At 74.2% G+C, this 16,880-nt stretch carries 16 protein-coding genes; 8 read left to right on the forward strand and 8 right to left on the reverse strand.

Annotated elements, in window-relative coordinates:
- Positions 1–118: 118 nt before the first annotated feature.
- From ACFV4F_RS04255 to ACFV4F_RS04265, 3 genes are all read right to left on the reverse strand, one after another.
- Positions 119–817, reverse strand: coding sequence for a hypothetical protein (locus ACFV4F_RS04255; RefSeq protein ID WP_380500368.1), 699 nt, complete (start codon positions 815–817; stop codon positions 119–121).
- Between the two features lie 117 nt (positions 818–934).
- Positions 935–1,516: a hypothetical protein gene (locus ACFV4F_RS04260; protein WP_380500369.1), complete on the reverse strand. Its 582-nt coding sequence runs from the start codon at positions 1,514–1,516 to the stop codon at positions 935–937.
- Between the two features lie 81 nt (positions 1,517–1,597).
- Positions 1,598–2,104 carry an HIT family protein gene (locus ACFV4F_RS04265; RefSeq protein WP_380448540.1) on the reverse strand — a complete coding sequence of 169 codons (507 nt, stop codon included), beginning with the start codon at positions 2,102–2,104 and terminating at the stop codon, positions 1,598–1,600.
- A gap of 186 nt (positions 2,105–2,290) precedes the next feature.
- On the opposite strand from ACFV4F_RS04265, the gene ACFV4F_RS04270 reads away from it, so the two are divergent.
- Positions 2,291–2,896, forward strand: coding sequence for a GNAT family N-acetyltransferase (locus ACFV4F_RS04270; protein WP_380500370.1), 606 nt, complete (start codon positions 2,291–2,293; stop codon positions 2,894–2,896).
- A gap of 92 nt (positions 2,897–2,988) precedes the next feature.
- Here the strand turns inward: ACFV4F_RS04270 and ACFV4F_RS04275 are convergent, their stop codons facing one another.
- On the reverse strand, positions 2,989–3,639 hold the full coding sequence (locus tag ACFV4F_RS04275; protein ID WP_380500371.1) for a response regulator: 651 nt from the start codon (positions 3,637–3,639) through the stop codon (positions 2,989–2,991).
- Between the two features lie 5 nt (positions 3,640–3,644).
- Positions 3,645–4,892 (reverse strand): sensor histidine kinase, encoded by a 1,248-nt coding sequence (locus tag ACFV4F_RS04280; protein ID WP_380500372.1) that lies wholly within the window; start codon positions 4,890–4,892, stop codon positions 3,645–3,647.
- A gap of 219 nt (positions 4,893–5,111) precedes the next feature.
- Between ACFV4F_RS04280 and ACFV4F_RS04285 the strand changes: the two genes are divergently transcribed.
- Complete coding sequence (locus tag ACFV4F_RS04285; RefSeq protein ID WP_380500373.1) at positions 5,112–7,667, forward strand: FtsX-like permease family protein; 2,556 nt, start codon at positions 5,112–5,114, stop codon at positions 7,665–7,667.
- 632 nt (positions 7,668–8,299) lie between these two features.
- A complete protein-coding gene (locus ACFV4F_RS04290) occupies positions 8,300–8,977 on the forward strand; it encodes a DUF1062 domain-containing protein (protein WP_380500374.1) in 678 nt (225 codons plus the stop codon).
- A 65-nt stretch (positions 8,978–9,042) separates the two neighbouring features.
- On the opposite strand, the gene ACFV4F_RS04295 is transcribed toward ACFV4F_RS04290, so the two are convergent.
- Positions 9,043–10,194 (reverse strand): citrate/2-methylcitrate synthase, encoded by a 1,152-nt coding sequence (locus ACFV4F_RS04295; RefSeq protein WP_380500375.1) that lies wholly within the window; start codon positions 10,192–10,194, stop codon positions 9,043–9,045.
- A 183-nt stretch (positions 10,195–10,377) separates the two neighbouring features.
- Between ACFV4F_RS04295 and ACFV4F_RS04300 the strand changes: the two genes are divergently transcribed.
- Positions 10,378–11,628, forward strand: coding sequence for a citrate synthase (locus tag ACFV4F_RS04300; protein WP_380447045.1), 1,251 nt, complete (start codon positions 10,378–10,380; stop codon positions 11,626–11,628).
- A 160-nt stretch (positions 11,629–11,788) separates the two neighbouring features.
- Here the strand turns inward: ACFV4F_RS04300 and ACFV4F_RS04305 are convergent, their stop codons facing one another.
- Together ACFV4F_RS04305 and ACFV4F_RS04310 are read right to left on the reverse strand one after the other, a co-directional pair.
- Complete coding sequence (locus ACFV4F_RS04305) at positions 11,789–12,970, reverse strand: cytochrome P450 (RefSeq protein ID WP_380500376.1); 1,182 nt, start codon at positions 12,968–12,970, stop codon at positions 11,789–11,791.
- 101 nt (positions 12,971–13,071) lie between these two features.
- Positions 13,072–13,407, reverse strand: a complete 336-nt coding sequence (locus ACFV4F_RS04310; RefSeq protein ID WP_380447049.1) for a hypothetical protein — start codon at positions 13,405–13,407, stop codon at positions 13,072–13,074.
- A gap of 208 nt (positions 13,408–13,615) precedes the next feature.
- Here ACFV4F_RS04310 and ACFV4F_RS04315 point away from each other — a divergent pair, with 208 nt between their 5' ends.
- The 4 genes from ACFV4F_RS04315 to ACFV4F_RS04330 all read left to right on the forward strand — a co-directional run bounded on the left by ACFV4F_RS04315 (position 13,616) and on the right by ACFV4F_RS04330 (position 16,746).
- Positions 13,616–14,392 (forward strand): hypothetical protein, encoded by a 777-nt coding sequence (locus ACFV4F_RS04315; RefSeq protein ID WP_380500377.1) that lies wholly within the window; start codon positions 13,616–13,618, stop codon positions 14,390–14,392.
- Positions 14,393–14,461: 69 nt separating this feature from the next.
- Complete coding sequence (locus ACFV4F_RS04320; RefSeq protein WP_380500378.1) at positions 14,462–15,058, forward strand: AAA family ATPase; 597 nt, start codon at positions 14,462–14,464, stop codon at positions 15,056–15,058.
- Between the two features lie 120 nt (positions 15,059–15,178).
- Positions 15,179–15,916, forward strand: coding sequence for a hypothetical protein (locus ACFV4F_RS04325; RefSeq protein WP_380447055.1), 738 nt, complete (start codon positions 15,179–15,181; stop codon positions 15,914–15,916).
- A 110-nt stretch (positions 15,917–16,026) separates the two neighbouring features.
- A complete protein-coding gene (locus ACFV4F_RS04330; RefSeq protein WP_380500379.1) occupies positions 16,027–16,746 on the forward strand; it encodes a hypothetical protein in 720 nt (239 codons plus the stop codon).
- Positions 16,747–16,880 lie beyond the last annotated feature (134 nt).

Here is a 16,880-nt window from a genome sequence, read left to right on the forward strand (position 1 = left end):
ACACACAGACCCGCCCGCCCGCCCGCGCGGGGGGGGGGGGGGGGGGGGGGGGGGGGGGGGGGGGGGGGGGGGGGGGCGCGCGCGGCCCCCCCCCCCGCCCCCCCGGGCCCTGGCGGGATCACGTGGCGGGGAGGCCGTTCACCATCTCCCGGAAGCGGGCGGACGGCCGCATCATGCCGTTGTCGCCGACGTTCAGGTTCTCCAGCCAGCCGTCCCGGTACCAGAAGACCGAGGAGGTCAGCGGGGCCGGGTCGTTGATCTGGAGCTGCTTCGACAGGTCGATCATGAAGCGGATCGCGTTCAGGGACGACCCGCTGCGGATCGGCGCCGCGCAGAACCCGTTGTTCGTCGGCAGGGTGACCAGCGCGCCGTGGGGCAGCTCCGCCCCGCCCAGGGCGTTCTCCAGGCGCAGTGCCTGGGCTGCGCCGGGCCACGCCCCCGTCCCGTTGACCGCGTGGAGGACGTCGCCGTTCGTCGCGTTGAAGGACTGCCGGTTGAGCTGCTCGGTGGCCAGGTTGGCGAAGGCCCGCTCCCAGAGCTCGGCCCGGCTGATGCTCCACTGGTCGGCGGCGTGCTCGGCTATCGACAGGGCGTCGGTCCGCCCGCCCCGCTTCCCGCCGTCGACGCACAGGACGACCGACAACTCGTCGTCGACCGGCCGGGCCACGGGGTCGGGGCCCAGGGTGCGGGTGGGGGCGAACAGCAGCCGCAGCCGGTCCCGGACCTCGAAGACCGAGATCTCGGCCAGCGCCTTGCACGGGCCGTGCTGGTCGCACAGCGGCTTCGGAAGGTTCTTGCGGTTGCCGAAGAGCGGCATGGGTGGCTCCCCCGGTCGATGCGGTATCCGGACCAAGGGCACAGCATCCCACGGGAGTTCAGCGCCGCACGGCGGATCTTCCGAATCCCGGACGGTGTACCGGCCGGCTGCCTGCGCTCACCTGGTGATGTCGCCGTCCGGCACGTCCCGGACGGTGACGGCCTTGCGCGGCTGTCCCAGGAGCTTGGCCACGACGTCGCCGATCCCCTTGGCGTCGCCCGTCGGTTCGGGGGCCGACCCGTCGGTGTACTGCTCGATGGCCTTCTCGAAGTACGAGGGGTTCCAGGCGCCGACGGCTCCGCTGACGTCGACGGCCCGCACCGGCCGGCCGCCGACGGCACGCCTGATGGCCGGAAGGATCTCGTCCGAACGGTACTTGCCCGGCACCTGGAACAGGCTCGCGTGGCCGCCGACCTTGCCGCCGTCCCGCAGGTACACGGTGACGACCAGGCAGCTGGTCACCGACGGGTAGAGGATCGTGCCCTTCGGGCCCACCTCGGCGACCTCGCCCTCGGTGATCGAGACGCCGGCCGCCGCCGGCTGCGCGGCCCCGGGCGCACCGACCACCGCGCCGTGCGCGGCCGGGCCGGTGGCCGCCACCGCGTCGCCGCCGCCTGTCGCGCAGGTCGCCAGCACCAGCGCCGCGCCGACGGCCAGGCCGACCTTGCTGACGTACCGTTCGGACACCACGAACTCCATGACCCCACACCTCAGGAAACCGGTCTGCGTGCACCCGCGGGCACGGGCAGCGTCACATGCTCCCGAGTACGAACGGTCCCGTCAACTCGCGGGCGTGTGACGACTCGCAGGAGCGGCGGCCGACAGCACGTCGAGCTCGTGGCCGATCGCCTCGCGGAGGACGTCGTGCTCGGGGCCGAGCGCGCTCGCGGGATCGCGCCAGTTGTCCCGGGGATACAGCCACACCGGGAGGCCGACGAGTGCCGGGCTCTCCCACTCGAACCGGGGCCACACGTGCGCGTGCAGGAAGCCGTCGGTGTTGCCGAGGATCTCCAGGTTCACGCGCCGGAACTCCGGGTCCAGACGCCGGCAGGCCCGCTCCACGGCCTCGCCCAGCCGGTCCATGTCCGCCAGGAAGGCCGTCCGCTTGGTCCGCGGCAGCTCGGACAGGCGCTGCACCTCGGGCTCGTCCACCAGGAGGACCGAATACCCCGGCAGGAACTGCACGTCGCCGATCACCGCGAAGCCGGCGTCAAGTCGCCGGAGCACCGTGGGATTCGCGCCTTTCAGGGCGCTGCCGATCCTGTCGTCCCGCCAGTCTTCAACCATGACAGCGCACCCTACACACGTGTGGCCGGGCAGGCGGCCGATCGCGCACGACGACGGTCGCTCCTCACCCGAAACGTCCCGCTCGGGCGGCGTTGATCGGATGTCAACGCGCGGCTGATCTACTGCGAGCAGTACTGCGCGGGGCCTGCTCCCCGCCATCACACGACAGCTCGTTGGGATTCGAACATGAACAGCACGTCCGTCCATCCGCCCACGGTGCTCCCGGTGCTGGAGACCGCTCTCGTCCGACTGCGGGACCACCGCGCCGACGACGTCGACGCCATGCGTTCGGTCTGGGGCGACGCGGACGGCATGCGGCACCTCTCGACCGGCGTCATGGACGACACCCGGATCCGGCGCAAGCTCGGCCAGGCCGTGGCGAGCGCCGCCGAAGTGCCGCGCCGCCAGTACCAGTTGGCCGCCTGCCTGCAGGGCGAGGACCGGCCCGTCGGCGGCATCCGCCTCGACGTCGAGGACGCCACCACCGGCTACGCCGGCGTCCTCACGATGGCCCGGCACCTGCGCGGCACCGGATGCGCCACCGACATCGGCTGGCTCATGCTCAGACTCGCCTTCGCCGACCTCGGCCTCGGCCGGGTGTGGAGCATGACGTCGCTGGAGAACGCCGACGCCGTCCGCGCGATCACGCGCTTCGGCTTCAGCCCCATCGGCGAGACCGAGCGCTACTTCCCCGAGGCCGACGTCACCATGCGCCTGGTGGTCATGGAGGTCCTCGCGGACACCTGGCGCGCCATGCCCGTCCCGGCCGGCCCCCGTCCCGGCCTCGGCTGACTGCGGCCGGTCGCGGTCCGGACCGGGAAGGCCCGTTGACGTGCCCGCCTCCGGGCCATCGCGTCCATGGCGGCTTCTTCGAGCGGCAGGACTCAGACCAGCCTGTGCTGCCAGGCGCGGGCGGCGACCTCGACGCGGTTGCGGGCGCCGAGCTTGCGCTGGCTGTTGGCGAGGTGCGTCTTCACCGTGGAGAGGGTCACGTGGAGGGCGGCCGCGACCTCGTCGTTGGTCAGGCCCTTCGCGACCATGGCGACGACGTCCTGCTCGCGAGGGGTGAGCGGCTCGAACGGCGGCGGAGCCACGGGCCCCGGCCGCTCACCGGCCATGTGCCGCAGCAGCCGGACGGTGACGGACGGGGAGATGAGCGAGTCGCCGACGGCGGCCGCGCGGACGGCCTCGATGAGCAGGGCCGGCGAGCAGTCCTTGAGGACGAAGCCGCACGCGCCGTTGTGCAGCGCGCGGTGGACGTACTCGTCGAGGTCGAAGGTGGTGGCGATGACCACCTTGAGCGGTCGTGCGGCGTCCGGGCCGGCCAGGAGGCGGGTGGCTTCGAGTCCGTCCATGCCCGGCATCCGGATGTCGAGCAGGCAGACGTCGGGACGCAGCCTGCGGGCCTCGGCGACGGCCGTCGTGCCGTCTGCGGCCTCGGCGACGACCTCGATGTCGGGCTGGGAGTCGAGGATCATCCGGTACGCGGCGCGCAGGGTGGACTGGTCGTCGGCGAGGAGGACGCGGATGGTCATGCCGGTCATCCTGCCAGGTGTGCCGGGGGGCGATCGGGCGTGCCGCGGCGGAGCGGGATGTCGGCGGCGACCTGCCAGCCGCCGACCGGCCCGGGTCCCGCGGTCAGGTGTCCGCCGAGCGCGTGGACGCGTTCGTGCAGCCCGAGGATGCCGAACCCGCTGCCGCGCCGGTCCGCCGACGGGCCCGCCGGGGGCTGGTCGGCGTCGTCCTGGACGCAGACGGTGAGCACGCCGGAGTCGTTGGCGGACAGGCGTACGTCGATGGTCACCGTCTCGGCCCGGGCGGCGTGCTTGCGGATGTTGGTGAGCGCCTCCCGGACGATGTGGTGGACGGTGGAGGCGATGTGGTCGGCCGGGGGGTCCGTTTCGAGCCGGGGGTCGATGGTGAGGCCGACGGCGGGGCCGGCCACGCGGAGGGATTCGGCCAGGCCGTGGAGCGCTTGCAGCCCCTCGGGGGCGTGGAGCGGGGGCCGGCGGTCCGGCCGGCGCAGCAGGTCGACCATGGCCCGCATGGAGCCGGTGGCCTGCGCGGCGGCGTCCTCGATGTTCGCCAGCGCCTGGTCGAGCACCTCCGCTGTCGGGGGGCGCCCGGAGGCCGTGATGAAGCGCACCGCCTTGACCTGTGCGGTGATGGCGGTGACGTGGTGTCCGACGAAGTCGTGCAACTCGCGGGCGAATTCGAGGCGTTGGTCGTTCAGACGGGTGTTCTTCTCCCGCTCTCGAGTGGCGTCGAGGAGGCGCAGGTACAGGCCGAGGACGACCACCACGGGTGCGGCGAGCAGCAGGACCGGCCCGGCGTAGCCGGCCACGTGGGTGAACTGGGAGCCGGGCAGCCGCAGGAGGAGCAGCGGGGTCGCCAGCCAGGCGGCGGTGGCGAGCGGGAGCATACGTGTGAGCGGCTCGTACCGGACCGTGCGGGTGACGAGGAGCAGCAGCACGCACATCTCGACGACGCCGAAGGTGTGCTCGGGGCGGTGCCGCAGCTGGCTCGTGACGAGGGACAGAGCGGCGGAGGCGGCGACCGCGGCCCACCCGACGCTCGGGAGGCGGCGGGGCGGCGAGAGCAGCGCGGCGAGGCACAGCAGGCCGGTGGCGACCGTGGCGACGGTGGTGGGCGGGAAGCCGGTGTCGAGCGCCTCGGTGACGATCGCGGCCACGGCCAGGACCACGACACCGACGGTGGCACCGATGGCGGGGCCGCTGCGGGTGGAGGCCCACGAGGCGAAGTCGGCGCGTGTCGGGAGGGGGATCATGACGATCAACCGTACGCGGCTGCACAGGTCCGGCGCCTCCACCGTTTGACCGAGGCGGATGCCCGGGCGGTCGGCCGGACGGCTGTTACGGGCGGGCGGACAGCGCGGACAGGATCGGTGACGTCGATCTGCCGTCCGCCCCGGGGACTTCGGAGTTCCATGTCTCGCACACCCATGCCTCGCAAGCCCGTCCTCCGTCAACCCGTCTTCCGCAAACCCATGCTTCGCGCAGCCTGGCGCACCGTCCGCGCCCACAAGTCCCGCATGGGGCTGACCGCGCTGGCCGTCGCGGTCGGCGTCGCCTTCGTCACGGGGATCCTGCTGGTCACCGCCACCGTGTCGGATGCCCTCACCGGGGCCTCCCGGCAGACGTACGCGCACACCGACGTGGTCGTCCGCCCGGACACCAGAAGCGTCGGCGCAGCGTCCGACCTGGGCGAGGCCGAGCTGCAGCGGGTGCGGGGCCTTCCCGAGACGGGCCGGGTCATCCCGGCCGTCTCCGGGTACACGGCGCTCGGCTGCCCGGACGGCCGTTCCGCCGACCGCGGCGGCCCGGCCGTCGGGGCGGGGTACGGCGGGTCGGACCCGCGGTACTCGTTCACCGGCGGTCGCCCGCCCGCGGGCGGCGACGAGATCGCCGTCGACGAGGCCGCCGCCGCGCGCTGCGGCTACCGCGTGGGGGACGCCGCACGGATCTCGGTGGACGGCCCCGGCCTCACCGTGCGCATCAGCGGCGTCTTCACCACCCGCGCGGAGCCCGCCGTCACCGACGGCGGGAGCGTGGTGCTGTTCGACACCGCGACGGCGCAGCAGCACTTCACCGGCCCCGGCCGCTACAGCGAGTTCCACGTGAAGGCCGCGCCCGGCGCCACCGCCGAGCGGCTGCGGCAGGCGACGAAGCAGGCCGTCCCGGGCGCCACCGTCCTGACGGCGGACGTCCTCACCCGCGATCGGGCGTTGCGCGCCGAGAACCAGGTCTCCTCACTGCGCACCACGTTGCTGTCCTTCGCCGCCGTCGCGCTGTTCGTCTCCTGCTTCCTGATCGCCAACACCTTCGGCATGCTCGTGGCCCAACGGACGCGCGAGGTCGGCCTGTTGCGGGCGATCGGGGCCTCGCGCCGGCAGGTAGGGCGCCTGGTGCTGGCCGAGGCGTTCCTGGTCGGGCTGGCGGGCTCGCTGGTGGGGGTCGCGGCGGGCGTCGGCGTCGGGGAGGTGCTGCGCCCGATCGCCGGTGACCTCGGCAAGGGCGGTCCGCTGCCGACCGGGGACGCGCTCAGCCTGCCCGCGTACGCGCTGCTCGTCCCGCTGGCCACCGGGGTGTTGACCACGGTGGTCGCCGCCTGGCTCCCGGCGCGGCGGGCCGGACGGATCGCGCCGCTGGCCGCGCTGCGCGTCGCGGAGGCTCCGCTTCGGGAGGGGGTCGGGAGGCGACGCGTGCTCGCAGGTGTGGTGCTGGCCGCCGGTGGTGCGGCCGGCCTGCTGAGCGGGGCGAGCAGCGACCGCATCCAGGAGGGCGCGCCCGTCCTGGCCCTGGGCGCCGTGCTGGCGGCCGGCAGCCTGCTCGCGCTCATGCCGACGCTGGTCGGGCCACTGCTCGCGGTGGTCCGACCGCTCCTCGGTCGTGCGGGGACCGGCGCGCGGCTCGCCGAACGCAACAGTGCCCGCAACCCGCGCCGCGTGTCCGCCCCGGCCGCGTCGCTGGTCATCGGCGTGAGCCTGGTGACCACCCTCACGGTCGTCGCCGCCGGCGGCCTCGCGGCGGCGGACGCCGCGGGCGCGCACGTGCTCAAGGCGGACTACGTGGTGTCGATGCGGAGCCTGGACGCTCAATCGGCGGTGGTGGAAAGGACGTTGGCCGCCAGCGCCGAGGTCGCCGCCGTCGCGGCGCTACGGGAGGTGGAACTGACGGTCGACGGGGTGCGCGCGTTCGGCCTCGCCCTGCCGTCGAACGCCGTGCGGGACATGCTGCGGCTGCGCATGAGTGGGGGAGCGGCCGACATCGGCGGTGGGAAGGTGCTGGTGCCGGCCGGCTACGGCCGGGCGGTCGGAAGTACGGTGCACGCGCGTTTGATTGACGGGCGGGCTGCCGAGTTGACGGTCGCAGGGGTCTACGAGCCCAACGCGCTGGTGAGCGGCTTCCTGGTCGATGCCGCCGCCTTTCCTGTGGATGCCTTTCCTGTCGGTGCCGTTCCTGCCGGTGCCGTTCCTGTCGCTGCCTCTCCGGCCGGTGCCGTCCGGAGCGTGCTCGTCCGCACCCGTGACCACCCGAGCCCCGGGCTGCGCCGCACCCTCGCCCACGCCCTCGGCGACAGCCCCGCCCTGCGCATCGACAGCAGCGACGACCTGGCCCGCGCCGCCGCCGACGACACCGACCGCATGCTCGCCCTGCTCTACGCCCTGCTCGGCCTCTCCATCGGCGTCGCGCTCCTGGGCGTCGTCAACACCCTGGCCCTGTCCGTCACCGAACGCCGCCGCGAGATCGGCATGCTGCGGGCCATCGGCCTGACCCGGGCGGGCGTGCGCGCCATGGTCCGCGCCGAGGCCCTCATCATCGCCGTTCTCGGCGGCGCCCTCGGCCTGGCCCTGGGCCTCCTCGTCGGCTGGGCGAGCGGCGAGGCGATCGCACGCCACACGCCCGGCTTCCGCCACAGCGTGCCCGTGCTGCGCCTCGCCGTCCTGCTGGCCGCGGCGGCGGGAGCGGGCCTCCTGGCCTCCCTGTGGCCGGCACGCCGGGCGGCCCGGACCCCGGTCCTGGCGGCCATCGGGACGGAGTAGCTGCGCGTAGGAAGAAGGGCTGCACCCGCTTGTCCAAGGGGCTGCCGGCGCCGGCCGGAAACCGAATCTCGTCGCATCAGAAGGGACACCGAACACATGCGCCGCCTCTGGCGAATCCCCGTCCTGCTCCTGGCGGAGGCGGTGACGGCCGCCGCCGTGACCATCCCCGTCCTGTGGGCGTACGGCTGGAACCGCTTCCGAAAGCCGCCCCTGCCGCCGCTGGGCAGGATCGCACCTCCGGACCGCCGGTCCGGTGCTCCGGCTGACGGACCGTAACGCCGGGAGGCCGCCGTTCCCCGAGGTGGGGACGGCGGCCTCCGCTGCTTCACGACATGGGCCATTTCCCGGAGGACCTTCTCCCGGAGGACCTGTGCCCAGAGGACCTGCTCCCAGAGGACCTGCTCCCAGAGAAAAAGGAGTTGCCCGAGGGGCGCGGCCTCGATGAGGATCGGGCCATGGACTTTTAGCGGTTGCCACGTAGCTGTCACCAACCCGTCGCGCGGGTTGGCACCCGGGCCTGAGCACTCGGCCCTGGGGTGACCACCCGCGCTCACGTGTGCATCCGTCATGTCCGGGAGAGCTGCGGCTCGGCCTGCGAGCGCTCCTGGTGAGTCCTGAAAGCAACCACATTCATGAATACCGACCGCAAGGCCCTGTGGGCCGTGCGTCAGTCCGCCCTGCCCACCGTCGTTCGGCCCTGCCCGGACTGCTCCGGTGTGCGGCACCGTGCCTCGGGGAAGATCCGGGTCAATGCCAGCGGGAAGCTCCTCGACGTCTGGCTGCTGCTGAGCTGCGCGTCGTGCGACCGGACCTCGAAGGTGCCCGTTCACGAACGCGTCCACGTGTCGTCGCTCGAACCCGCCCGCCTGGTGGCGTACGAGAACAACGACCCCGCCGTGGTGCGGGAGTTGACGATGAGTGCGTCGCTCGCCGCGAGGAACGGGTACCGCCTCGACTGGACCGGCACCTGGGACGTCGAGGCGCGCACGCCCCTCTACGCGCTCGACGACCCCACGCCGCTCAAGGTGCTGGTCGGCTTCGAGCTGCCCGCGCCGGTTCGGGTCGAGCGGCTGCTCATGCTCGGGCTCGGCCTCAGCCGCGGTGCCGTGCGACGCATGGTCCGGGACGGGCACATCCGGCTGCCGTTCGCTCCGGATGCCAAGGCGCACCGGGACTTCGAGTTCACCGTCCACGGGCCCGGATCCGTCGATGCCGCGAAGCACCCGAAGGCCGTTGACGTGCAGATGAGTTCCGTCGGGTCGCCCGATACGTCGCCGTACCTGCCGCGCTCTACGGCGGTCGGCGCGTAGCGGAACGACGGCAGGGCCTCCTCTCCCCCGATCAGGAGGCCCTGCCTGTCGTGTCCGCCCGCCGCTCAGGCCGTCGGCAGCGGTTGCGGGGCAGCCGGGCCGGTGTAGCGGGCGGCCGGGCGGATGATCTTGGGGTCGGCGGCCTGTTCCAGGATGTTGGCGCTCCAGCCGATCGCCCGGGCCGCGGCGAAGGTGGGGGTGAACATCTCCCTGGGCAGGCCGCACAGGTGCATCACCACGCCCGCGTAGAACTCGACGTTGGTGTGGAGTTCGCGGCCCGGCTTCAGCTCGGCCAGGATCGCCTCGACCCGGGCCTCCACCTGGACGGCGAGCTCGACCAGCTCGCCGCCGAAGGACTCGGCGACGCCGCGCAGCATGCGGGAGCGGGGGTCCTCGGTGCGGTAGACGGCGTGGCCGAAGCCCATGATCCGGTCGCCGGCGAGCACGTGCTCGCGGATCCAGCCGTCGATCCGTTCCGGGGTGCCGATCGCGTCCAGGGTGTCGAGGGCGCGGCTCGGCGCGCCGCCGTGCAGCGGCCCGGAGAGCGCGCCGAGGCCGCCGACCAGGCAGGCCACGAGGTCGGCTCCGGTGGAGGCGATCACGCGGGCGGTGAAGGTCGAGGCGTTGAAGCCGTGGTCGACCGTGGAGATCAGGTACTGCTCGATCGCCCGGGCCTTGGCGGGCTCGGGCTCCTCGCCCGTCAGCATGTACAGGTAGTTGGCCGCGTAGCCGAGGTCCTCGCGCGGTTCTATCGGCTGCTCGCCCTGCTGCAGCCGCTGGAGCGCGGTGAGGATGGTGGGTACCAGTGCGGTGGCGAACAGCGCGTCCTCGACCCGCTGTTCGGGCGCGGTGTCGTAGAGCGGCCGGACGCCCCGGTCGGCCGCGGCGACCGTGAGCGCGGCGCCCAAGGCGCCGAGCGGGCCGCCGTGCGCGGTGCTCGCCGCCAGTGCGGGCAGGAGCGGGCGCAGCGCGTCGGGCAGGCGGCGCAGCGGGGTGGTGCGGGCGAGGAAGGCGGCGCGGCCGGCGGCGTCGGGCAGCTCGCCGAGGAGCATCAGGTGCCAGACGTCCTCCAGGGTGCGCTGCTCGGCGAGGTCGATCGCCGAGTACTGGCGGTAGCGGTAGAAGCCCTCCAGCCCTCGGACGTCGCCGAGTTCGGTCTCGGTGACGACGACGCCCTTGAGGCCGCGCGGGACCTCGATCTCGGTGGTGCTCGGCATGGCAGTGGCCCTTCTCGTGCGTGCTTCGTGCCAGGTGGTGGGTGTTTCCGGCGACGTTCTGTACTCTCCGACTGTTGATCCATGTTGTCAACGTTGATTGAAATCAATGTGGAATACTGTGGATCATCATCAAGGCATGCGGACACAGGGCGCAGGTACCCGATCGGAGGGCGAGGGCAGACCATGGCCGAACGCTTGACCACCCAGCAGGTCGCCGAGCAGCTCGGCGTCAAGGTGGAGACGGTGTACGCCTACGCCAGCCGCGGGCAGCTCAGCAGCGAGCGGGCCCCGGGCGGCAAGGGCAGCACCTTCGACGCCCGCGAGGTCGCCGAGCTGGCCGCCCGTGGCCGCCGCGCCCCGGTGCGCCCGGCTCCGGGCGAGGCTCCCGCCGCCGCATCGTGGGGCAGTGAACCGGTCGCGGTGCGGACCGGGCTGACGCTGATCGAGAACGGTCGGCTCTACTACCGCGGCCGGGACGCCGTCGAACTGGCCGCCCGGTACGGCTTCGAGGCCGCGATCGGCTGGCTCTGGGGCCTGGGCACCGACGCCCCGGTGGAGCTGCGGGTGCCGCCCGCCACCGCCGAGGCGCTGGCCCGCGCCGCCGCCGCGCTGCCCGAAGGGATCCGGCTGCCCGACCGGCTCCGGATCTCGGCGACCGTCGCCGCCGCGCTCGACCCGCTGCGCTTCGACCTGCGCGAGCGGACCGTCCACGCCGCCGGGGCGGCGCTGATCGCCGGGATGGTCGAGGCGCTGCCCCGCACCGCGCCCGATCCGGACCCCGGCCCCGGGTCTTCGCTGGCCGCGCGGCTGTGGAGCCGGCTGGCCACGGCCGCGCCCACGCCGGAGGCGCTGTCCTGCCTGGACCGCGCCCTGGTCCTGCTGATCGACCACGAGCTGGCGGTCTCGACGGTGGCGGCCCGGCTGGCGGCGTCGGCGCGGGCGCATCCGTACGCCGTGGTCTCCGCCGGACTCGGCGCGACCGACGGTCCGCTGCACGGCGCCGCCAGCCCGCTCGCGCACCGGATGCTCGCCGAGGTGCTGGCCGACGGCGCCGTGCCGGTGGTGTCCGACTACCTGCGCACCGGCCGGCCGATCCCGGGGCTCGGCCACCGGCTCTACCCGGAAGGCGATCCGAGAGCGGTCGCGCTGCTGGACGCGGTCCGTCGACTCGACGGCGGTGCGGCCGTGGTGGCGGCCGTCGCCGCGGTGGAGGCGGCCGCGGGCCCGGCCGGGCGGCCGGAGCTGCGGGCCAACATCGACCTGGCGCTGGCCGCCATGGCGCTGACGGCCGGGCTCCCGGCGGAGGCCGGCGAGGTGGTCTTCGCGGTGGCCCGCACCCCGGGCTGGCTGGCCCACGCGGTGGAGGAGTACGGCGAGGAGCCACTGCGGATGCGGGCCCGGGCCGGGTACGTCGGGCCGCGCCCGCAGGCGTAGGACGGGTCTTCCCTTCCGGTCTTCCGGCCCGGGTGCCGGAAGACCGCGACGCCCCTCGCTCGGCGCCGAGGCGGTCCTGGACGGCCGACGCCCGGACGGCCTCGAAGCGGGCCGGACGCTCGGCAAACACGCCCTCGATCCCTGGGGCTAGCGTCGCCGCCTACGGCACGACGGGCAGCGACTCCAGCCCGTGGACGAGCCGCGAGTGCCGCCAGCGAAGTTGGTCGGCCGGCACGGCGAGGCGCAGGCCGGGGAAGCGGGCCAGCAGGACGCGCAGCGCGGTCGCCACCTCGGCGTGCGCGAGGGGTGCGCCGAGGCAGCGGTGGATGCCGTGGCCGAAGGCCAGGTGCGCGTGGGCGTCCGCCCGGTCCAGGTCGAGCCGGTCCGCGTCCGCGAAGCGGGCCGGGTCGCGGTTGGCGGCGCCCGGGCTGACGAACACCGGGCTGCCCGCCGGGACGTCCGTCCCGCCGATCCGGACCGGTTCGGGGGCCCAGCGCCAGGTGGCGACGGTGACCGCCGAGTCGTGGCGCAGGAGTTCGTCGACGGCGCCCTCGATCCGGCCCGGGTCCGTGTGCAGCAGCTCCAGCTGGTCGGGGTGCCGGAGCAAGGCCAGGACGGCGTTGCCGATGGCGGCGGTGGTCGTCTCGTGCCCGGCGACCAGGAGCAGCACCGCCAGCGAGACCAGTTCCCGCTCGGTCAGCCGGTCGCCGTCGCCGTCCCGGGCGGCGACCAGCGCGGAGAGCAGAGCGTCGTCCGGGGTGCGGCGCTTGGCCGCGACGAGCCCGGTCATGTAGTCGGCGAGCGCGTGGGAGGCGGCGTCGGTGCGGGCGTGGTCGCCGGCGGCGAACAGGTCCGTCGACCACGCCCGGACGGCGTCCCGGTCGGCGGCTGGGACACCGAGGAGCTGGCAGATCACCGTGACGGGCAACGGGACGGCGAGACCTGCGATGAGGTCCACCTCCTCCCCGGGCGTCCACGCGTCGAGGAGGGTGTCGGCGAGGCCGTGGACGTACGGGCGCAGGCGGTCGACGGCACCGGGGGTGAACGCCTTCGTGACCAGCCGCCGCAAGCGGGTGTGGTCCGGCGGGTCCGTGGCCAGCATGTTCTGCGAGACGGCGGGGTGGACGTCGCGCCCGGTCTCCTTGCCGGCGAAGAAGCGCGCGGTGTCCTTCGACAGCCCGGGATCGGCCAGCGCCTGCCGCGCCTCGGCGTAACCGGTCACGACGTAGCCGGCCCGGTGCCCGCTGCCCGGGAGCTTCTGCACGGCCGCTTGGCTGCGGAGCGCCGCGTACGTCGGGTACGGGTCCCGGAAGAATCCGGGGTCCTGGAGGGGCGTGCTCATGGTCGTCCGTTCGCGGTCGCAGGAGCCAGGGGAGGCCGCCGTGCCGGTCGGACGGCGCAGCGTGGGACCGAGCGTAGCGACGTCGGCTCCGCCGCGATCGTTCACCGGGCCCGCGGGCCACGGCGTTTGACGCCGTGCGGACGCCGGGACGGCGGACACCACAGTCGACGCCGCCGGGCGGACCGGCAGCGGACGGGGTTGTCGCAGCACTGCCGCAGGATGTGGACGCGCTGGCCCGGGCCTTGATGGCGGGACGGTCCTCCGGCCGCCGAACCGGCCGTCGGGATGGCGGCGATGAAGACGATCAGACCGGCGAGCAGCCCGATCAGCGCCGCGTCGCGGACGGATGCCGGAGTGATCCGCGCATGCCGCCGCCCGTGAGCCGCTCCGCCCGGCTCGGCCGGTACGTCGTCGTCCCGGGCCCTCCCACGGCGCATGCGGGCGCTCCTTCCGTTCCATTTTCTGACCGGGTCATGCCGAGAGTATCGATCTGCGTTCGCCTCGGCACGGTCGGCGTCGTCAGGACCTTCAGGGGGAACTCGCCGGGGGAGCCGACAGCCGTACCGGTGACGAACCGGACGATGCCGCATCCTGACCGGACCTGATCGCACCTGACCGCACCACTGAGTCGAGAGGGAGACGCCGTTGCGTATCACCGACGCCCGCACGGGCCGGCACAGCGAGATCCGCCCCCGCCGGACCGGACTCCTGCGCGTGACCGTCGACGTGGGAGAGCAGGGCCGGCCGTTCCGGCTCAGTGATCTGCGCGCCCTGCTGGTCGGTGACGTCCTGGCGCGCACCTGCGAGACGCACGGCCTCCAGGTGCTGACCGAACTCGCCGTCCCGAACGGTTCCGACGGCCCGGACGAACAGCTCCGGGCCCTCCGCATCGCCGCCGACCGACTCGGCATCCACCCGCCCGCCCACCTGCACACGCGCGCGGACGCGCAGGACCGGCCGGTCGCCGACCTGACCGTCAGCAGCCGCCCCGACGCCGAACCCGAACCGTCGGCCGCCCTCCTCCTGCTCACCGGTCCCGTGGCCGAGGACCTGCCGACCCCGGCCCTCACTCCCGAGGACGACCCCCTCGCGCTGCGCCTCGCCCTCCTCGAACACGCCGTCACCACCCCGGTCCGGCTCACCGCCGACACCCTGGCGGACGCCGCCGAGAAGCTGACCCGCTGGCGCGCCCTCGTCGCCGACCTCGCCTCCATGCCCTCCGGCGCGCCGGAGGCCGACATGGTCCAGGCGAGCTTCGACGGCCTCGACGAGGACCTCGACGCCCGGGTCGCGCTGCGCGCACTCGACGCCCTGGAGGCCCGCACCGACCTGTCGCCCGGCACGCGCTTCGAGACCTTCGTGCGGCTCGACCAGGTCCTCGCCCTCGAACTCGGCCGCGACATCGGCCGCGGGCCGCACTGAGCGCGCGCCCCCTCGCGTGGGGGCCAAAATCGGGAGCGCAGCACCGGCCGAACGTGACACGGTGGCGGCGTGAACCCACCGAGCTTCGAGCAGACGAGTCCCGCTGGCGGCCGGGTGATCCTCCTGACGGGCCCGCCCGGAGCCGGCAAGAGCACCGTCTCGGCGCTCCTCGCCGACCGCCTGACCCCGAGCGTCCACCTGCACAGTGACGACTTCTGGCGCTACATCAAGCAGGGTCGGCTCCCGGCCTACCTGCCCGAGGCCCACCGGCAGAACCAGGTGGTCCTGGAGGTCCTGGTCGCGGCGGCGTTCGGCTACGCCGCCGGCGGCTACCACGTGGTGTACGACGGCGTCGTGGGCCCCTGGTTCATCGACCTCTTCCGCGCCGCGGCCAAGGAGCGGGCCGTGCCGCTGAGTTACGTCATCCTGCGCCCGGACGAGCACACCACACTGGACCGGGCGACGAGCCGCACCGGCGACGACGCCCTGACCGACCCCGCCCCGATCCGGTCGATGCACGCCCAGTTCAGCGACCTGGGCGCCTACGAGGCGAACGTCCTGGACTCCGGCCGACTGACGGCGGAGGCGACCGCCGACCGCGTCCTGGAGGGCCTCGCGAGGGGCACCTACCTCCTCGACCCCGACAGCCCGGTCCACAGCTCCTGACGATCGGGTCGGTTCCATCGGGGGGCAGCAGGACTCCGGCGTCATTATCGTCCGAGCGACGAGAAGTGTTATCGTCCATCTGACGTTAATGCTGAAGGCCGCCTGCCCCAGGAGGACGCCGTGGACGAACAACGGCCCTGCAACACCGTTTTCACGCCGGGCTGCGAGCGGGTGCTCGAAGGCCCTGACTGGTACCACCCGGAGGAGTGGATCGAGGACTGCGGCCGGCGAAGCGGGCCGAGCCTCCGGGACGACCTGCCGGAACACCTCCTGCGCACGCTCGCGGAGAGCCCGGCCTCCGACGTCCGCGTCGCGGTGCTGGCCCACCCCGACGTGCCGTCCGACCTGGTGGACCGGATGCTCGGCGATCCGGACTGGGACGTGCGGCGCGGCGCCGTCGGCCGGACCCGGGACGCCATAGCCCTACGGGCGGCGGCCCGCGACGAGTGGACCGTGCGCGTCGCCGTGGCCGCCAACCCCCATACCCCCGCCGAGCTCCTGAACGACCTCGCCCGCGACCGGGACCAGCAGGTGCGCGTCTCCGCCGTCTGCAACCCGTCGGCGCCGCCCGAGCTGGTCACCGCCGCCGCCCGTAAGCGGTTCGACCCCGTCGTCCGCCGGTGGGCCCTGTGGGCGACGACCAGCCGGCGGCTGATGCGGGCCGCGGCGACGTCCGCCGACACGGAGAACCGTCGCTGGCTGGCCGGCAACCGGAACCTCCCGCCCGACGTGCTCACGGCCCTCGCCGAAGACCCGTCACGCGACGTCCGCTACGCAGTGGCCACCAACCCGGCCTGCCCGCCGGACCTTCGGAATCGGCTTGAGGCCACGCTCGATCGCAGGGCGGGGGGCAACTGAGTCAGGGGCCCGGCCTCCAGCGGATTTCGGTGGTGGCCGGGCGCGGTTGCTTGTGTGATGGGATGTGCGCACGGGTCGGGGGAAGGGCGGGTGTGATGGGCGGGCATGGGATGCACGAGACCGATCTCGCGCCGCGATCGCTGCGGACGCGCGCCCTCGTGACGGAAACCGGTCGGGCCCGGGAGCTTCTGGCTGCCGGCGAGTGGCGTCCTGCCGTTGCGGACGCCGAAGCGGCCGCAGCCGTGCTGGCCCGCCTCGAAGCCCCGCTCCCGGCCCGGCGCGGGGCCGCGCGCACGCTGGTGGCCGCGGACCGCGACCGGCGGCTCCAGCGCCTGCTGCGCACGACCCTCCACCACCTGGACGCGGGCGCCGTCAGCCCGCCCGCAGCCGCCCTCCTGGCCGCCGTCGCCCGAGCGTTCCTGCCCTGGCATGCCACCCCGAACCCGTCGGCCCCGGCAGCGGCCCGGGTGTACGGGACGCCGGCCGGCCCGGCCGCACCGCCGACGGAGGCCGGTGAGGCCCTGATCCCCGAACTGGCCTCCCTGTTCGCCCTGCTGGCCTCGACGAGGCGGCCCGGGACTCCGCCGATCACGCCCCCGGTCGAGCCCTGGCAGGCCCGGTACGCGGGCCGCTTCCGCCGTTACGGCAGACCCGCCCCTGGGGTGTGGACCGCCGAGACCGTCGCCTGTCCGGCCTGCGGAGGTACGGCCGGGCCGTGGGCGGTGGCCTGCGACTGGCGCCTGATCGCGCTGGGCTGCCCGTGCGGTGAGACGACCCGTGAACACGGCCTCGCCTTCTCCGAGGTCTGGCTTCTCCTGCCGGACGCGTGATCAGCCCGTGTGGGAGAACACAAAGCGGCGGGGGGGGGGGGGGGGGGGGGCCGCGGCCCCCCGCCCCCCCCCCCCGCCCCCCCGCGGCGCGCGCCGCGGACCGGGGCGCGGGGGGGTGGGGCGGCCGACGGCAG

Source organism: Kitasatospora sp. NPDC059722 (genome assembly GCF_042733235.1).
In the GTDB taxonomy this organism is placed as follows: domain Bacteria; phylum Actinomycetota; class Actinomycetes; order Streptomycetales; family Streptomycetaceae; genus Kitasatospora.